Source organism: Pseudomonas sp. GM41(2012) (assembly GCF_000282315.2).
In the GTDB taxonomy this organism is placed as follows: Bacteria; Pseudomonadota; Gammaproteobacteria; order Pseudomonadales; family Pseudomonadaceae; genus Aquipseudomonas.
This window is the reverse complement of sequence record NZ_AKJN02000006.1, coordinates 1,919,443-1,935,661: the sequence shown is the minus strand read 5'-3', so window position 1 is coordinate 1,935,661 and position 16,219 is coordinate 1,919,443. Positions and strand designations below refer to the sequence as shown.

General features: G+C 59.4%; 17 protein-coding genes. 8 read left to right on the top strand and 9 right to left on the bottom strand.

The window, feature by feature from the left end; translation table 11 throughout:
* Positions 1-358: 358 nt before the first annotated feature.
* The 3 genes from PMI27_RS17110 to PMI27_RS17120 form a co-directional block, all read right to left on the bottom strand.
* A complete protein-coding gene (locus tag PMI27_RS17110) occupies positions 359-1,258 on the bottom strand; it encodes a hydroxymethylglutaryl-CoA lyase (protein ID WP_008148490.1) in 900 nt (299 codons plus the stop codon).
* 143 nt (positions 1,259-1,401) lie between these two features.
* On the bottom strand, positions 1,402-1,800 hold the full coding sequence (locus tag PMI27_RS17115; RefSeq protein ID WP_008148495.1) for a MerR family transcriptional regulator: 399 nt from the start codon (positions 1,798-1,800) through the stop codon (positions 1,402-1,404).
* A 196-nt stretch (positions 1,801-1,996) separates the two neighbouring features.
* Positions 1,997-2,926, bottom strand: a complete 930-nt coding sequence (locus PMI27_RS17120; RefSeq protein WP_008148497.1) for a LysR family transcriptional regulator — start codon at positions 2,924-2,926, stop codon at positions 1,997-1,999.
* 165 nt (positions 2,927-3,091) lie between these two features.
* On the opposite strand from PMI27_RS17120, the gene PMI27_RS17125 reads away from it, so the two are divergent.
* Positions 3,092-4,321, top strand: coding sequence for an acyl-CoA dehydrogenase (locus tag PMI27_RS17125; RefSeq protein ID WP_008148498.1), 1,230 nt, complete (start codon positions 3,092-3,094; stop codon positions 4,319-4,321).
* A 42-nt stretch (positions 4,322-4,363) separates the two neighbouring features.
* Here the strand turns inward: PMI27_RS17125 and PMI27_RS17130 are convergent, their stop codons facing one another.
* Entirely contained in the window at positions 4,364-5,170 is an 807-nt protein-coding gene (locus PMI27_RS17130) for a TatD family hydrolase (RefSeq protein WP_008148499.1), read from the bottom strand.
* A gap of 235 nt (positions 5,171-5,405) precedes the next feature.
* Here PMI27_RS17130 and PMI27_RS17135 point away from each other — a divergent pair, with 235 nt between their 5' ends.
* The 3 genes from PMI27_RS17135 (at position 5,406) to PMI27_RS17145 (ending at position 7,921) form a co-directional block, all read left to right on the top strand.
* A complete protein-coding gene (locus tag PMI27_RS17135) occupies positions 5,406-6,827 on the top strand; it encodes a transglycosylase SLT domain-containing protein (protein ID WP_008148501.1) in 1,422 nt (473 codons plus the stop codon).
* Between the two features lie 103 nt (positions 6,828-6,930).
* The gene (locus PMI27_RS17140) at positions 6,931-7,365 is read left to right on the top strand and encodes a DoxX family protein (protein WP_008148503.1); all 435 of its coding nucleotides are present in this window, start codon (positions 6,931-6,933) and stop codon (positions 7,363-7,365) included.
* 247 nt (positions 7,366-7,612) lie between these two features.
* Positions 7,613-7,921, top strand: a complete 309-nt coding sequence (locus PMI27_RS17145; protein WP_008148504.1) for a hypothetical protein — start codon at positions 7,613-7,615, stop codon at positions 7,919-7,921.
* 18 nt (positions 7,922-7,939) lie between these two features.
* Here PMI27_RS17145 and greB read toward each other — a convergent pair whose 3' ends face one another.
* The 3 genes from greB to PMI27_RS17160 are packed head-to-tail and all read right to left on the bottom strand — an operon-like array spanning position 7,940 to position 11,659.
* A complete protein-coding gene (gene greB / locus PMI27_RS17150; protein ID WP_008148506.1) occupies positions 7,940-8,437 on the bottom strand; it encodes a transcription elongation factor GreB in 498 nt (165 codons plus the stop codon).
* 34 nt (positions 8,438-8,471) lie between these two features.
* Positions 8,472-10,976, bottom strand: coding sequence for an ABC transporter permease (locus PMI27_RS17155; protein WP_008148508.1), 2,505 nt, complete (start codon positions 10,974-10,976; stop codon positions 8,472-8,474).
* Positions 10,976-11,659 carry an ABC transporter ATP-binding protein gene (locus PMI27_RS17160; protein WP_008148510.1) on the bottom strand — a complete coding sequence of 228 codons (684 nt, stop codon included), beginning with the start codon at positions 11,657-11,659 and terminating at the stop codon, positions 10,976-10,978. Before PMI27_RS17160 ends, PMI27_RS17155 begins: the two co-directional genes overlap by 1 nt.
* A 10-nt stretch (positions 11,660-11,669) precedes the next feature.
* On the opposite strand from PMI27_RS17160, the gene PMI27_RS17165 reads away from it, so the two are divergent.
* From PMI27_RS17165 to PMI27_RS17175, 3 genes are all read left to right on the top strand, one after another.
* Complete coding sequence (locus tag PMI27_RS17165) at positions 11,670-12,275, top strand: arylesterase (protein WP_008148512.1); 606 nt, start codon at positions 11,670-11,672, stop codon at positions 12,273-12,275.
* Positions 12,276-12,331: 56 nt separating this feature from the next.
* Entirely contained in the window at positions 12,332-12,625 is a 294-nt protein-coding gene (locus tag PMI27_RS17170) for a hypothetical protein (protein WP_003226812.1), read from the top strand.
* A gap of 102 nt (positions 12,626-12,727) precedes the next feature.
* Positions 12,728-13,699 carry a L,D-transpeptidase family protein gene (locus PMI27_RS17175; protein ID WP_008148516.1) on the top strand — a complete coding sequence of 324 codons (972 nt, stop codon included), beginning with the start codon at positions 12,728-12,730 and terminating at the stop codon, positions 13,697-13,699.
* Positions 13,700-13,823: 124 nt separating this feature from the next.
* Here PMI27_RS17175 and oprI read toward each other — a convergent pair whose 3' ends face one another.
* On the bottom strand, positions 13,824-14,075 hold the full coding sequence (oprI, locus tag PMI27_RS17180; protein WP_002553018.1) for an outer membrane lipoprotei OprI: 252 nt from the start codon (positions 14,073-14,075) through the stop codon (positions 13,824-13,826).
* A gap of 640 nt (positions 14,076-14,715) precedes the next feature.
* Between oprI and PMI27_RS17185 the strand changes: the two genes are divergently transcribed.
* The gene (locus tag PMI27_RS17185; protein ID WP_008057026.1) at positions 14,716-15,003 is read left to right on the top strand and encodes a GNAT family N-acetyltransferase; all 288 of its coding nucleotides are present in this window, start codon (positions 14,716-14,718) and stop codon (positions 15,001-15,003) included.
* A 71-nt stretch (positions 15,004-15,074) separates the two neighbouring features.
* Here the strand turns inward: PMI27_RS17185 and PMI27_RS17190 are convergent, their stop codons facing one another.
* On the bottom strand, positions 15,075-16,151 hold the full coding sequence (locus PMI27_RS17190; protein ID WP_007899930.1) for a 3-deoxy-7-phosphoheptulonate synthase: 1,077 nt from the start codon (positions 16,149-16,151) through the stop codon (positions 15,075-15,077).
* Positions 16,152-16,219: the final 68 nt, after the last annotated feature.

The window sequence follows — 16,219 nt, the reverse complement described above, 5'->3', positions numbered from 1 at the left end:
AGTTCGGGAGCTACCTGAAGGTAGTTTTATTGTTCTCTGCCCGGTTGCGGGTTACTCCGAAAAGCACCCTGAAAAGCACATCCTCTCCAAAAAAATCTGTTAGCTGCGTCTCTGCCGTGTTGTTTTTGTTATGTCAGAGTCGTTACGTCTTATTTTTATTAGGTTTGCCGCTTTTTTTGTTCTTGTTATGCCATAGAGATAGCAGAAGCCGTGCCAACTTTTAAAAAACCTTTTAAATCAATGGTTTATAATTTTGTCGGATTTTTCGTTCCGTCAAAACCCGACAATTTGTTCCCGTGTTACTCGCTTGCGCCCCACGTTTCAGACGCAGCGGTAACACCCGGACACATCCGCGCACTCACTGTGCGCTACGAGCCTTGGCCACTCGCGAACCGGTCGGTCGCCCCAGCACTGCGCAAATCTGCTGACCGGCCAGAATCAAGGCGTCCAGGTCGATACCGGTTTCGATACCCAGGCCGTTGAGCAGGTAAACCACGTCTTCGGTGGCGACGTTACCGCTGGCGCCCTTGGCGTATGGGCAGCCGCCGAGGCCGGCGATGGAGCTGTCGAACACCGAGATGCCTTCCAGCAGGCTGGCGTAGATGTTGGCCATGGCCTGGCCATAGGTGTCGTGGAAGTGCCCGGCCAGTTTTTCACGGGGTACATCGGCCGACACCACGTCGATCATCTTGCGGGTCGCGCCAGCGGTGCCGGTGCCGATGGTGTCGCCGAGGGAAACTTCATAGCAGCCCATCGCGTAGAGCTCGCGGGCGACCCGAGCGACTTGCTCGGGCGCGACGTTACCTTCGTAAGGGCAGCCCAGCACACAGGACACGTAACCGCGCACGCTGACACCGTGTTGCCTGGCGGCGTCCATGATCGGCACGAAGCGCTCCAGGCTTTCGCTGATCGAGCAATTGATGTTGCGCTGGGAAAACGATTCCGACGCGGCAGCGAAGACCGCGACTTCCTTGACCCCGGCTGCAATGGCATCTTCAAAACCGCGCAGGTTGGGGGCGAGTGCGCCATACGTCACGCCCGGTTTGCGCTGGATTTGCGCGAAGACGTCGGCGGAACCGGCCATTTGCGGTACCCATTTGGGCGACACGAAACTGCCGACTTCTATATAGCCGAGCCCGGCGGCGGTCAGCGCGTCGACCAGTTGCACCTTGTCCGCAACGCTGATGGGTTGGGCTTCGTTTTGCAGACCGTCGCGTGGACCGACTTCGACCAGGCGTACGTGAGTGGGGAGGGACATGGCAATGGACCTGTTGAAATTGTATGAATGTTCACAGAACCCTGTAGGAGCTGAGCTTGCTCGCGAAAGCGGTGTGTCCTTCAACATCGATGTCGACTGACCTGACGCTTTCGTCGGAACGCCGCCCGGACCAAACTCAGCTCCTACACGAGCTGCTGGCTCTTGATGGTCTGTTCCAGCGCTTGGGTGCAACGCTCTTGCGCGGTGTCCAGCTCCAGCTTCATCTGTTCGATGTCGAGCATCTGCTGCTCCAGCTGTTCGCGGCGTTCGGCGATTTTGGTCAGCATGGTTTGCAGCTGTTTCTGATTGCCACCGGAGGGGTCGTAGAGTTCGATCAACTCGCGGCATTCGGCCAGGGAGAAACCAATGCGTTTGCCCCGCAGGATCAGTTTCAGACTGACCTTGTCACGGGGCGAGTAGATGCGTTCCTGACCGCGTCGCTCGGGACTGAGCAGGCCTTGCTCTTCATAAAAGCGAATGGCCCGGGTGGTGATGTCGAGCTCGCGTGCGAGGTCGGAAATGCTATAGGTCTGGCTGCTCATGGAAGCGCTCGAAAAAGGTCATGGCGCTAAGCTAATGGCAGGTTGACGTTTACGTCAAGGGGCGTGGATTTTTGCTGTCAGTGCCGGCCCCATCGCGAGCAGGCTCACTCCCACATTTAACCCGGTTCTTCCAGAAAGAATGCGGTCGAATGTGGGAGTGAGCCAGCTCGCGATGGGGGCGCCTCGGTCCAAAGCCTTACACCTTATCGAGCTTCTTCTCATGTGCCGTCACCTGCTGGCACAACTCGATCATCTGCTCGCGCATCCAGCGGTTGGCCGGGTCCTGGTCGGTGCTTTCGTGCCAATAGAGGTGGGTTTCTACCGGCGGCACATCGTTGACCGGCAAGTTCACCGAGTACAAATCATGGCGACGGGCAAAGCGTTCCGGCACGGTCATCACCATGTCGGTCTGCTGCAACACCTGAGATGCCATCAAGTAATGCTGGGATCGAAGGGCGATCTTGCGCTGGATGCCCATTTTGCCCAAGGCCAGGTCGACATGGCCCAGACCGCTGCGGCGGCTGGAGATATGGATATGGGTCAGCGACAGGTAATCGTCGAGGGTGAACTTTTCTTTGCCCGCCAGGGGATGGCCCTTGCGCATGGCGCACACGTAACGGTCTTCCATCAACTTGACGTGGCGCACTTGCGGGTCAGTGTTGAGGGGGGCATCGACGGCGAAATCAAGACGCCCGGCCGCCAGCTCCTTGGTAGTCTCGCGGCGCTTGGACAGGAAGCTTTCGATAATCACCGTCGGCGCCAGGCGACGCAGGCGCTGGAACAGCGGCGGCAGGATCACCGCTTCAGTGAGGTCAGTCATGCTGATGCGGTAGGTCTTGACCGCCTGCAACGGGTTGAAAATACGGCTTTCCTGCACCGACACCCGCAGCAGGGAGAGGGCGTTGCGCACCGGCCCGATAATGTTCTGCGCCATGGGCGTCGGGACCATGCCCTGAGCGGTACGCACGAACAATGGATCATTGAAGGTCTCGCGCAGACGGGCCAGGGCGTTCGAGACTGCCGGTTGAGTGATGCCGACAATCTGCCCGGCGCGGGTCAGGTTGGCTTCGGTGTAGATCGCGTCGAAGACGATGAAAAGGTTGAGGTCGACCTTGCTCAGATTCATTGCGCTGCACTCTTATTGTTGGGCTCTCGATCAGCCGATCATATATCGGTGATGAATGTTAATACACGCCGAGAATAGGCTAGGTAAATTTTCGTAGCTGTTCTAGCATCGATTGCATGACCTGAACAACTCATCAAAACCCTCAGTCAAAAGGTAGAGCTGCCCATGGATTTCGCTTATTCGCCCAAGGTGCAAGAACTGCGTGAGCGCGTGACCGCGTTCATGGACACCTACGTTTATCCCGCCGAAGCGGTGTTCGAGCGCCAGGTCGCCGAGGGCGATCGCTGGCAGCCGACCGCAATCATGGAGGAGCTCAAACTCAAGGCCAAGGCTGAAGGTTTGTGGAATTTGTTTCTGCCTGAGTCCGAACTCGGCGCCGGGCTGACCAACCTCGAATACGCGCCGTTGGCGGAAATCATGGGCCGTTCGCTGCTGGGCCCCGAGCCGTTCAACTGCTCCGCTCCAGACACCGGGAACATGGAAGTGCTGGTGCGTTACGCCAATGAAGAACAGAAACAACGCTGGCTCGAACCGCTGCTGCGCGGTGAGATCCGTTCGGCGTTCGCCATGACTGAACCGGACGTGGCCTCGTCCGACGCCACCAACATGGCCGCCCGTGCCGTGCGTGATGGCGACGAGTGGGTGATCAACGGCAAAAAATGGTGGACTTCAGGCGCCTGCGATCCACGCTGCAAGATTCTGATCTTCATGGGCCTGAGCGATCCTGACGCGCCGCGTCATGCGCAGCACTCGATGATTCTGGTGCCGGTGGATGCCCTGGGCGTGAAGATCGTTCGTCCGCTGCCCGTGTTCGGTTACGACGACGCACCCCACGGCCACGCCGAAGTGCTGTTCGAAAACGTCCGCGTGCCGTACGAAAACGTCTTGTTGGGCGAAGGACGCGGCTTCGAAATTGCTCAGGGTCGCCTTGGCCCGGGACGGATTCACCACTGCATGCGTTCAATCGGCATGGCCGAACGTGCATTGGAACTCATGTGCAAACGGGCGGTAACCCGTACTGCGTTCGGTAAACCTTTGGCACGCCTGGGCGGCAACATCGACAAAATCGCCGACTCGCGGATGGAAATCGACATGGCACGGCTGCTGACATTAAAAGCGGCGTACATGATGGACACCGTCGGCAACAAGATTGCGAAAAGCGAAATCGCTCAGATCAAGGTTGTCGCACCGAACGTGGCCTTGCGGGTGATCGACCGGGCGATCCAGATCCATGGCGGGGCAGGGGTTTCCAACGATTTCCCACTGGCCTACATGTATGCGATGCAACGCACCCTGCGCCTGGCCGACGGCCCGGACGAAGTGCACCGTGCGGCGATCGGCAAGTTCGAGATCGGCAAGTACCTGCCCAAAGAAATGATGCGTAGCAGCCACTGATAATGTGGGAGCGGGCTTGCTCGCTCCCACAGGTTCGGTTCGTCAGTCGACCATTGGCAACCCGTAGAATGCTCGCGCACACGCCGTGCTGTGAGCCGCCAGATCTTCCTCGCTCTCCCCGCGATGCAACGCCACTTCCCGCAACACTTCGGTCAGATACGCCGGTTCGTTACGACCATTCTTCGGCTTGGGTCGCAGACTGCGCGGCAACAGATACGGTGCATCGCTCTCCAGCATCAACCGTCCCCGCTTGATCTCTTTCACCAACGGATGCAAGTGCGTGCCCCGGCGCTCGTCGCAGATCCAGCCGGTGATACCGATGTGCAAATCCAGATCGAGGTAACTGAACAGCGCCTTCTTTTCGCCCGTGAAGCAATGCACCACGGCGGCCGGCAACTGATCACGGTAATCGCGAAGGATTTCCAGCAAGCGCTGACTGGCATCGCGCTCGTGGAGGAACACCGGCAATTGCAGCTCGACCGCCATCGCCAGATGCTCTTCGAGGACTTTTTCCTGCTGCGGGCGCGGCGAGAAATCACGATTGAAATCCAGCCCGCATTCACCCACCGCCACGACGTTTGGCTCCTTGAGCAAACTGCGCAGACGCTGGTCGCTGTCGGCGTTCCAGTCGCTGGCGCCGTGGGGGTGAATGCCGGCGGTGGCGAACAGCCGTTGAGCCGTTTCGTCCAGTTGCCGGCACAGTTCCAGCGCCTGCTCGCTGCCCTCGACACTGGTGCCGGTGAGCACCAATTGGCAGACCCCGGCAGCGTAGGCGCGGTCGAGTACAGCCTGGTGTTTGTCGGCAAAACTGGGGTTGGTCAGGTTGACGCCGATATCGATGAGTTGCATGGTGCTACCTCGGACCAAAGGCCGGAAAGCATATCAGAGCTGTAGATTTATAAGAAAAGCCAAGAACTACAACGAGTTATAGCTGTCTCTTGGTGCCGCGAGACAGGTCAGGGTGGCTATGGTGCCATCACTGTGCCAGTCTTGCGCACTTTGCCAGCGCTCACGGCGCTCTGTTTCTGTCGTTCGATTTCATGAAAATTCTTGAGATCGGCCCAGTATTCTTTCTGGAGAGTGGATGATACGTCCCTCGGTTTTGCTACTGCTGTGTTGTTCGTTGCTGCTGCCGATGCCGGCGGTTGCGCGTCTGGCCGGGCCGTTGCAAGCCGTGCCTTCGACCAAAGTGCGCGACTTGGCGGAAATCCGCAGCAGTCGTGTGTTGCGGGTGCTGGTCAACCAGAGCCGCAACAGCTCCGGCGAAGTCCAGGGCCAAGCCATCGGTGTTGAATACCACCGCTTGCGTGCCTTCGAGCAGTACCTCAACGGTCACGCCCGTGACGGTCAGGAAATTACCCTCAAGATTATTCCCAAGGGCAAGGATCAACTGATCGGCGCTTTGCAGCGCGGCGAGGGTGATCTGGTCGCACCGGGGGAATTGCTGGACCTGCAACCGGGCCACGCGATCAGCACCAGTGAACCGATTGCCAGCAACATCCCGTTGATATTGGTCGGCATCAAAGGCGAGCGACGTTACACCCGTCTCGAACAACTCTCCGGCAAAACCCTGGCGTTGCCCACCGGCAGTGCCGCCGGGGACGCGGTCAGCCAGATCAATCAAAAGCTCGCGCTGCTTAAACTGCCACCGGTGATCATCGAGTGGGTCGATCCCAGCCTGGCGGTCGAGGACGTGCTGGAGATGGTCCAGGGCGGAATCTTTCACCTGACGATCGTCGAGCAACCCATTGCCGAGCGCTGGGGCAAGATCCTGCCCAAATTGCGTTTCGATCGGCAGGTGCTCATCAGTGAACCGGGCGAAGAATTCTGGTTCGTGCGCCGCGACGCCTCAATGTTGCGGGCGAGCATTGATCGCTTCCTGACCGGTTACAAACAACCATCGGATCAGGATGCCGCGTTCATGCGGATCTATCGACGTCTGTATCAAGTGCACTATCCATTGGCCAAGGCTGATCGGCAGCGCCTCGAGAAACTTCGACCGGTGCTGCAGAAACACGCCGAAGCCCAAGGCATGGACTGGTTGAATCTGGCGGCGCTGGCGTTCAAGGAATCGGCCCTGCAACCCAATGCCCGCAGTGGCAGTGGCCCTACCGGCCTGATGCAGATCACCCCGTCCGCCGCCCAGCGGGTGGGGGTCGAGAACATCCAGAATCTCGACGCCAATGTGCAGGCCGGGGCCAAGTATCTGGCGATGATTCGTCGCAAGTTCTTTGCCAGCCCCAAACTCAACGAGCGCGAGCGCATGGCGTTCGTGCTGGCGGCCTACAACATGGGGCCGGAGCGGGTTCAGGGCATGCGTGCCGAGGCTCGTCGGCGCGGTTTGAATCCCAATCAGTGGTTCTTCCAGGTCGAACGCATCGCCATGGAGCAGGTGGGAATGGGCGCCGTCAGCTATGTTAATAGCGTGAACAAGTATTACCTGGCGTTCGATCGGGAGCGGGAGTCGTTGGAGCCCCAAGGGCAGAAAGTTGCCTCACGCAAGTAATCGAATAAACTGATTGTTATGTCGCATTAATTGCGCTTTTAACATGAGATTTACTGATTAATATAGCGGCCAACCAACACACATTGACAACGGATGACACAGCATGAGCACACTGATCAACAAGGTACTGTTTACCCGCGCCGGCTACGGCCTGACTGTCTTGCGGATTTTCGTCGGCATCATCTTCGCTGCCCACGGCTCGCAGAAACTCTTTGGGGCGTTTGGTGGTTACGGTTTGGCGGGCACCGCGCAGTACATGGAAAGCATCGGCCTGGCGCCGGGCTATCTGATGGCGACGCTGGCGGGCGGTACTGAGTTCTTCGCCGGTCTGGCCTTGATCATCGGCTTGCTGGTTCGCCCGGCAGCCCTCGGCCTGACCTTCCTCTCGCTGGTGGCGATCTTCTCGGTGCATCTCCCTCACGGTCTGTTCATGGCCAACAACGGTTATGAATTCGCCCTGGCACTGCTCGGTGGCAGCATCGCGGTGCTGATCGAAGGCGCCGGCAAGCTCTCGGCCGACCGCGCTATCGCCGGCTGACCGCTCTGGCTCAATCAAAAGGCCCGCATTGCGCGGGCCTTTTTGTTGCTCGTCATTCTTGACACTGTCCGGTCAGCTTCTCTAGGATGTTGCCCATGCGCCGATTTAAACAGCTACTTGCGGGGCGCCAGGTGACTCATTCAGTTGCCGATAGAAGCTTGAAACAGGCTTCGAAATACCGCTAAAGCGCTGGTTCGGTGTTGCCTCTCACCTGCCATGCAGACTTTTGAGGCAGAGACACGACACAATGAATGCACTAAGCCCAGTTATACGCCCCGCGCCGATCACGGCACACCTCACCCAGCGCAATCCAAAAATCCTGCTTGGCGGCAAACATCAGCCGACACTCTTGCGTTATCTCGATGGCTGGCCACGTCGCACCGGTGGACCTGCGGCCTTCCTGATCCAGTTTGTCGAAGAGGGTGAATCGCTGGCTCGATTTGCCAGCGACAGTTTCGATCTGGCGGTGATTCAATCGCCCAGCCTCGAGGACGCCCCCGAAGTGATCAAGCAATTGATTCGCGTTGCCCGACAGGGGCTGATTACCCGCCGTTGAGGTTTAGAGCGCTGCGGCTCAAAGATAGTCGATCGCCACGATATACACGCACTGCTCACCGGTGGGTGTCTGGACCCGAACCTCGGCGTCCAGCGCCTTGCCGATCAGGGCGCGGGCCAGCGGCGAATCGATGCTGATCAGACCTTGTTTCAAGTCCAGTTCATCTGGCCCGACGATGCGATAGCGCGACTCTTTGCCGTCTTCGTCTTCGATCGTGACCCAGGCGCCAAAATAGACCTTGTTCGGATCGCTCGGTTTTTCGCTAACGACTTTGAGCGCTTCCAGCCGCTTGGTGAGAAAACGTACGCGACTGTCGATCTCGCGCAGCATTTTTTTGCCGTAGGTGTATTCGGCGTTTTCCGAGCGATCGCCCTGTGCCGCGGCCTCGCTGACAGACTGTGTCACCTGCGGCCGCCGAACATGCCAGAGCTCATGAAACTCGGCCCGCATCCGCGCTTCACCTTCGGGGGTGATCAGCGCGGTGCCAGCGGTGCGGGGAGGGCGATAACGGCTCATGGCAACTTCTTGTGGTAGAGAGAGCTTGAGTCTATCAACCCTCGCGCAAGACTGTCAGGGGGCTGGCGTTCAGCGCACGGCGTGTACCAAACACACCGGCTCCCCCGATCAGCACCGCGCCGATCAGTGGTAGCACCAACAACCACGGATGCGGGTGCCACGGCAGGTCGAAGGCGTAGCGGTAGAGCACCATGCTCACCAGTTCCGAACCCAGCGCTGCCAACAATCCGCTGACCGCCCCCAGCAAACCGAACTCGATCCGCCGGGCCTTGACCAACAGTTGCCGCTCGGCCCCTAGCGCTCGCAGCAACGCGCCTTGGCGAATGCGTTCATCGAGCGTCGCTTGCAAGCCTGAAAACAACACCGCCATCCCCGCCGCCAACACGAACAACAGCACATATTCCACCGCCAGGGTGACTTGGGCGAGGATGCTGCGCAGCTGTTCGAGCAAGGCTTCGACTTGCAAGATGGTCACCGCCGGAAACGCCCGGGACAGATCCACGATCTGCTGATCATGACCGGCCGCCAGATAAAAACTGGTCAGGTAGGTCGCCGGCAGATCCTTCAATGTGCCGGGCTGGAAGATCATGAAGAAGTTGGGCTGGAAGTTGTCCCAGTTGATGTCCCGCAGGCTGGTGACTTTCGCTTCGCGATTGACGCCGCCCACGGTAAACACCATGTGATCGCCGAGCTTGAGTTTCAGGCTTTCGGCGACTTTGCCTTCCACCGATACGCCGGGGATATCGTCCGGCGTCTGTTCGGCCCACCAGTTACCCGCCGTGAGTTTGTTGCCCGCCGGCAAATCCGCCGCCCAGGTCAGGCTCAGGTCGCGCTGGATCGCTCGGTCACCGGCCGAATCCTTGCTGACGATTTCCTGTACCGGCTCGCCGTTGATGCTGATCAGCCGTCCAGGTACCACCGGGTACAGCGGCGCCGATTGCGCCGACAATTCGATCAGGCGATCGGTGAACGCCTGTTTGTCCGCCGGCAGGATGTTCAGCGCGAAATAATTGGGCGCGTTTTTTGGCAACTGGTTCTGCCAGGTGTCCAGCAATTCTCCGCGCAGCAATGCGATCAGCGCCATGGACAGCAGAATCAAGCCGAAGGCCAGGGATTGCCCCGCGGCCGCAAGTGGATGACGCAGCAATTGACCCAGCCCGAGGCGCCACGGCAAAGAGGCGCGCGCCAGCATTCGGCGCAGACTTTTCAGAAGCAGCAACAGCAAGCCGCCAAGGATCAGCGCTGCGATCACGCCACCGCCGAGCAGGGCGAAGGTCAGCAGCAGGTCCAGGCTCAGGCGCCACATGATCAGCCCGAGGGCACCCAATGCCGCGCCGTAAACCATCCAGGTGCTGGAAGGAATTGGCAGCATGTCCCGACGCAATACCCGCAATGGCGGAACTCGGCCCAGTGCCGCCAGTGGCGGCAAGGCAAAACCGGCCAGCGCCACCAGTCCGGTGCCAATCCCGGCAATGGCAGGAAACAGGCCGCCCGGAGGAACGTCGGTCGGTAATAAATCATGCAGCAGCGCGAACAGTCCCAGCTGTGCGAACCAGCCGATGAGGGCGCCGCTGATGCTGGCGAGCAGCCCGAGCACCGTCAGCTGCAAACTGAACAGCACCATGGTTTCCCGTCGGGACAGCCCCAGGCAACGCAGCAATGCACTGGCATCGAATCGGCGGGTGGCGAAGCGCGTGGCCGATAGCGCCACCGCCACACCCGACAGCAGAACCGCCACCAGACTGGCCATGTTCAAGTAACGCTCGGCCTTGCCCAAGGCGCCGCCGATCTGTCGGTTGCCATCACGGGCATCCTGTATGCGCTGGTTGGCGGACAGGCCGGGTTTGATCAATTGACGATAGGTTTCCAGCGCCTCGGCTTTCCCGCGCCAGAGTTCGCGGTAACTGACCCGACTGCCGGGTTGCACCACGCCGGTCGCCGCGAGATCGCTGAGGTTGATCAGCACCCTCGGTGTCAGGCTGTAGAAATTGCCGGCGCGGTCCGGTTCGTAGGTCAGCACTCGCGCCAGTTTGAGGGTTCGCATGCCGACGTCGATGCTGTCGCCGATCTTAAGGTCCAGCGCCGTCAACAGTCGCGCTTCGACCCAGGCTTCACCGGGTTTCGGTCCGCCACCGGGTTCTTCCGGGGCGAAGGGCGCCGGGGCGCTTTTCAGTTCGCCGCGTAGTGGGTAGACGTCGTCGGCAGCTTTGATGCTGGACAACTGAATGCCATTGTCAGTGGCGATGACGCTGGAAAACTCCACCACTTGAGCGTGTTCGAGACCCAGCTCCGTGCCGCTTTTAATCTGTTCGGGTCGCGCGGGAGAGCTGCCCTCAAGCAGCAAGTCGGCACCGAGAAACTCGGTGGCGCGCAGCATCATGGCGCCGTTCAGGCGGGCGCCGAAGTAGCCGATGGCGGTACTTGCCGCCACGGCCACCAGCAAGGCGAAAAACAGCACGCGCAACTCACCGGCGCGGGCGTCGCGCAGCAGCTGGCGGATGGCAAGACTGAACAGGCGCAACAGCGGCAGGCGTGCCATTAAACCTCCAGCGGCGGGACGAGCAGGCCGGCGTCGAGGCGGATCAGGCGTCGGCAGCGATGTGCCAGGCGTTCATCGTGGGTCACCAGCACCAGGGTCGTGCCGCGTTCCTGGTTGAGTTCGAACAGCAGATCGCTGATGCGCTCGCCGGTGTGGCTGTCGAGGTTGCCGGTGGGTTCGTCGGCAAACAGCACATCGGGCTCGGCGGCAAAAGCTCGGGCAATCGCCACGCGCTGCTGTTCACCGCCGGAGAGCTGGCGGGGCGAATGGGTCAGCCGTTGGCCCAGCCCGACGCGTTGCAGCAGTTCGGTGGCGCGCTCACGGGCGTCTTTGCGGCCATCGAGTTCCAGCGGCAGCATGACGTTTTCCAGGGCGTTGAGGCTGTCCAGCAGCTGGAATGATTGAAAGACAAAACCCACATGTTCGGCGCGGATGCGCGCCCGTTGGTCTTCATCGAGATTGCTCAGGGCTTGACCCGCGAGCGTGACTTCACCGCTGCTCGGCAGATCGAGACCGGCGAGCAGGCCCAGAAGGGTGGATTTGCCGGAACCGGAGGCACCGACGATGGCCAGACTGTCGCCCTTGTTCAATTTCAGGCTCAGTTCGTGCAGGATGGTCAGTTCACCTTCCGCGCTGGGAACCACTTTGCTGAGGTTCTTCGCGGTGAGAATGCTTGCGCCCATGGAGAATCCGATGCGTGTGTGGTTTTTGAGTGCTGGCCTGGCCTTGATGTGCATGGCCCAGAACGCAGCGGCGGGTACAGTCCTGATCGTTGGCGATAGTATCAGCGCCGGTTTCGGACTGGATACCCGCTTGGGGTGGGTCTCCCTGCTCGAGCAACGGCTCAAGCGCGAAGGTTTCGACGATAAGGTGGTCAATGCGTCCATCAGCGGCGACACCAGCGCCGGAGGCCAGGCGCGCCTGCCCGCGCTGCTTGCAGAGCATAAACCTGAGTTGGTAATCCTCGAGTTGGGCGGCAACGATGGCCTGCGCGGATTGCTGCCAACGCAATTGCAACAAAACCTTGCAGCAATGATCGACAGCTCCCGCGCCAGTGGCGCCAAGGTGCTGCTGCTCGGCATGCAATTGCCACCTAACTACGGCGTTCGTTATACCGAGGCCTTCGCGAAGGTCTACAGCACACTGGCCGAGGAGAAAAAGATCCCGTTGGTGCCATTTTTTCTCGACGGCGTGGGCGGTCATCCGGACTTGATGCAGTCCGACGGCTTGCACCCGGCTGCCGGGGCTCAGGACAAGTTGCTGGAAAATGTCTGGCCTACACTGAAACCGCTGCTTTGACGCTTTTCTAGCGGCGGTGTTTCGGCTAAGGTGGCGCCCCCGATTTGGAGCCCCCGATGCCGCGTCCTGCCTGGTCACTTTTTGCCTATCAACTGATCGAGCCTGACGAACAGCTGGATCTGTTCGCCTGCCAGGAAGTGCGGGTACATCTGGTGACCCGTCAACTGGAGTTGGGCGGCTCGGCGGACCGGACCTTGTGCGGGAGCCTGTTGCCAGCACAACCGCGCTGGTCGAGTGTCGATCGCCGTGTGTTCCAGGATCAGCGCCTGTGCTCGCTGTGCCGGGCCATTCTGGAATCGCAAAAACGCGGCACATCGCCGATCTGGCCGGAACTGCGTTTCGAGCTTTAGTAGCCGATAGATTGCTTGCTATCGGTCAACTCCCCGATTTTGCAGACGCCGGTGTACAATCTCGTTTTTATACCCTTGTCGATCATGCGAAGGATTTTCCGGATGTTGCCGCGCTTTCCTGCCGTCACCCGCTACCTGTCTCTCGCCGCCCTTTGTGTGGCGGGTCCCGTAGCAGCATTGGAGCTGCCCCTGCCACCGCCCGGTGAAGACATCGTCGGTCAGGTCCAGGTGATCAAGGCCAAGTACGAAGATACCTTCGCCGACCTTGGCACCACCTACGATCTGGGCTATTCGGAAATGGTCGCGGCCAACCCTGGCGTCGATCCATGGCTGCCGGGCGCTGGCACCGAAGTGGTGCTGCCGACGCGTTTCATCCTGCCACCAGGCCCGCGTGAAGGCATCGTCATCAACCTGGCCGAGTACCGCCTCTATTACTTCCCGAAAGGCCGGAACGTGGTGTACACCTTCCCGCTGGGTATCGGCCGTGAAGGCTGGGGCTCGCCGATTGCCCATACCACCATCACCGCCAAGACGCCGAACCCGACCTGGACCCCTCCAGCGTCGATCAAGGCCGAGCACGCCGCCGATGGCGATCCACTGCCGAACGTGGTGCCGGCCGGCCCGGACAACCCGCTGGGGCCGTTCAAGTTCACGCTGGGCACGCCGGGCTACCTGATCCACGGTTCGAACAAGAAGTTCGGCATCGGCATGCGCACCAGCCACGGTTGCTTCCGCATGTTCAACAACAACGTGCTGGAAATGGCGAGCATGGTGCCGGTAGGCACGTCGGTGCGCATTATCAGCGACCCGTACAAGTTCGGTGTCAGTGGCGGCAAGGTGTATCTGGAAGCGCACACGCCGCTGGACGACAAGGGCAACCCTTCTGTGGTCGACAAACACACTGCGGTGATCAACGCGATGCTCAAGCGTGAGGACATCACCAACAACCTGCGCATGAACTGGGATGTGGTCCGCGACGTGGTTGCCGCCGAAGATGGTCTGCCGGTGGAAATCGGAGTGCCGAACTCCTCCGCGCCGATGGTGACGAGTGCGCCGATCGACCCGTTGCAGTAATGCTTGAAAGGAACCCGCCGATGCTGACCGCATCGGCGGGTTTTTTATTGCCGGTACGAAATAGCGGGCAATAAAAAAGCCGACCCAAAAAATGGGTCGGCTTGATAACAATCCCGAAGGATTATTACTTGCGGCTAGCTTTGTCCAGCATGCGCAGAGCACGCTCGTTAGCTTCGTCAGCAGTCTGTTGTGCTTTTTGAGCAGCAGCCAGAGCTTCATCAGCTTTACGGTAAGCTTCGTCTGCACGAGCCTGGGAGCGAGCTGCTGCGTCTTCAGTAGCGGTCAGACGTGCTTCGGTTTCTTTCGATACGCTGCTGCAACCGGTAGCCAGAACTGCGGCCAGAGCCAGAGCAGAGAATTTCAGAACGTTGTTCATCGTGTTCCCCTTCAAGGACTTTCTATTAAGTTAGCTGTCTCCTCAGAGTGAGGAAATAGCCGGCGTACATACTACCCATTACTTGTCGTAAGTAAACTGACGTAAAGCAAGAAGCCAAAAAAATTGTAGGCGTTGATTCTTTTTCGAGCAACTTTTAACTGCATTGTTTAAAAAATATCCAGCTGGGAGGCCCGAGCTGAGCGAGCCGCCAAAGAAAAGTTCCGCGCGCTCACAGCTCTTTTCCGAGTCTAGGCTAAAGTCTGCCTAGATGGATTCGTCCACACTTTTGTTCGGATTTTGCGTGGCGCCTCTCATATCTTTCTCCATGTTCAGGTGACTTTAACAAAGGGCGCTCGTCTTAAGTCTCAACATCCGGCAATGTTCAGGCTGTCGACCTTCAGAGATCTTGGTCGAGCCGTCTCTGCGTAACCCGGAGCAGCATCCCTCCGCCCCAGCGTGATGACGAGCGTACCTTGAGCATTTCTGCCAATGGTGCCTACTATTTGATACGTGCTCGGTTGCGCGAGATGGGTGCAGTTCTTCTCGGTGTCCATTCAGGCACGGGGTGGCGTAGATGTTCCTTCGCCGGAAAAACATCGGTAAGGTAGGGGTCAGAATTCCAGACCCGCGAGGAGTAGTGATGAGCGAGGCGTTGTCCATCCACCATGACCAGGCTGGTCATCAGTTCGAGACCAATGTGGACGGTCATCGTGCCTACCTGACCTATATGGATCTGGGGAAACAGACCCTGGATATCTATCGCACCTTTGTGCCCAACGCGCTGCGTGGTCGCGGCATTGCGGCAGCCTTGACCGAGAAGGCGTTGGAATACGCTGAAGAAATGGGTTACACCGTCATTCCATCGTGTTCCTACGTGGAACGCTACATGGAACGCCACCAGCGGCATGCAGCGAAGCTGAGCCAGTAACCTTTCAAAGAATCGAACGCATAAAAAAACGCCGGGTTAAGCCCGGCGTTTTTTTGTGCGGCGAAAAGTGATCAGCTGCGATCGCGTTTCGGCAGCACGTCCTTGAGCTTGGCATGCATGCTGCGCAAGGTGTTTTCGGTGGCGGTCCAGTCGATGCAGGCATCGGTGATCGACACGCCGTATTGCAGGTCGGCGAGGTCTTTCGGGATCGCCTGGCAGCCCCAGTTCAAGTGACTTTCGACCATCAGGCCGATGATCGACTGGTTGCCTTCGAGGATCTGGTTGGCGACGTTCTCCATCACCAGCGGTTGCAGGGCCGGGTCCTTGTTGGAGTTGGCGTGGCTGCAATCGACCATGATGTTCGGCTTGATCTTCGCTTTGTTCAGCGCTTGCTCGCAGAGCGCGACGCTGACCGAATCGTAGTTCGGCTTGCCATTGCCACCGCGCAGTACCACGTGACCGTAGGCATTGCCCTTGGTGGTGACGATCGACACGCCACCTTCCTGGTTGATACCCAGGAAGCGGTGAGGGCTGGAAACCGATTGCAGGGCGTTGATAGCGACCGTCAAGCCGCCGTCGGTGCCGTTCTTGAAGCCGACTGCCGAGGACAGGCCGGAGGCCATTTCACGGTGAGTCTGGGATTCGGTGGTGCGTGCACCGATGGCCGACCAGCTGATCAGGTCCTGCAAGTACTGCGGGGAGATCGGGTCGAGGGCTTCAGTTGCGGTCGGCAGGCCCATCTCGGCCAGGTCCAGCAACAATTGACGACCGATGTGCAGACCGTCCTGAATCTTGAAGGAGTCGTCCAGATACGGATCGTTGATCAAACCTTTCCAGCCGACGGTGGTGCGTGGCTTCTCGAAATACACGCGCATGACCAGATACAGGGTATCGGACACTTCGGCCGCAAGCGCCTTCAGGCGCTCGGCGTATTCGTGGGCAGCCTTGATGTCGTGGATCGAGCAAGGCCCGATGACAACAAACAGGCGGTGGTCGGTGCCATCAAGAATGTTGCGAATGACTTCGCGGCCCTTGGTGACAGTGCGCAGGGCAGCGTCGCTCAGAGGGATATCACGCTTGAGCTGATCGGGAGTGATCAGCGTCTCGTTGGAAGCGACGTTTAGGTCGTTGATCGGTAAATCAGCCATCGTTTACTCGTCAGGTCACGGGTGCCGGCCGCCAGCGAACCCGCGCGGCGGAGCACAGCAAATTAAGC

Bases quoted from the DNA above. Each gene is read 5' to 3' on its own strand.
- PMI27_RS17110 (WP_008148490.1), bottom strand. From the start codon at position 1,258: ATGTCCCTCCCCACTCACGTACGCCTGGTCGAAGTCGGTCCACGCGAC.
- PMI27_RS17115 (WP_008148495.1), bottom strand. From the start codon at position 1,800: ATGAGCAGCCAGACCTATAGCATTTCCGACCTCGCACGCGAGCTCGAC.
- PMI27_RS17120 (WP_008148497.1), bottom strand. From the start codon at position 2,926: ATGAATCTGAGCAAGGTCGACCTCAACCTTTTCATCGTCTTCGACGCG.
- PMI27_RS17125 (WP_008148498.1), top strand. From the start codon at position 3,092: ATGGATTTCGCTTATTCGCCCAAGGTGCAAGAACTGCGTGAGCGCGTG.
- PMI27_RS17130 (WP_008148499.1), bottom strand. From the start codon at position 5,170: ATGCAACTCATCGATATCGGCGTCAACCTGACCAACCCCAGTTTTGCC.
- PMI27_RS17135 (WP_008148501.1), top strand. From the start codon at position 5,406: ATGATACGTCCCTCGGTTTTGCTACTGCTGTGTTGTTCGTTGCTGCTG.
- PMI27_RS17140 (WP_008148503.1), top strand. From the start codon at position 6,931: ATGAGCACACTGATCAACAAGGTACTGTTTACCCGCGCCGGCTACGGC.
- PMI27_RS17145 (WP_008148504.1), top strand. From the start codon at position 7,613: ATGAATGCACTAAGCCCAGTTATACGCCCCGCGCCGATCACGGCACAC.
- greB (WP_008148506.1), bottom strand. From the start codon at position 8,437: ATGAGCCGTTATCGCCCTCCCCGCACCGCTGGCACCGCGCTGATCACC.
- PMI27_RS17155 (WP_008148508.1), bottom strand. From the start codon at position 10,976: ATGGCACGCCTGCCGCTGTTGCGCCTGTTCAGTCTTGCCATCCGCCAG.
- PMI27_RS17160 (WP_008148510.1), bottom strand. From the start codon at position 11,659: ATGGGCGCAAGCATTCTCACCGCGAAGAACCTCAGCAAAGTGGTTCCC.
- PMI27_RS17165 (WP_008148512.1), top strand. From the start codon at position 11,670: ATGCGTGTGTGGTTTTTGAGTGCTGGCCTGGCCTTGATGTGCATGGCC.
- PMI27_RS17170 (WP_003226812.1), top strand. From the start codon at position 12,332: ATGCCGCGTCCTGCCTGGTCACTTTTTGCCTATCAACTGATCGAGCCT.
- PMI27_RS17175 (WP_008148516.1), top strand. From the start codon at position 12,728: ATGTTGCCGCGCTTTCCTGCCGTCACCCGCTACCTGTCTCTCGCCGCC.
- oprI (WP_002553018.1), bottom strand. From the start codon at position 14,075: ATGAACAACGTTCTGAAATTCTCTGCTCTGGCTCTGGCCGCAGTTCTG.
- PMI27_RS17185 (WP_008057026.1), top strand. From the start codon at position 14,716: ATGAGCGAGGCGTTGTCCATCCACCATGACCAGGCTGGTCATCAGTTC.
- PMI27_RS17190 (WP_007899930.1), bottom strand. From the start codon at position 16,151: ATGGCTGATTTACCGATCAACGACCTAAACGTCGCTTCCAACGAGACG.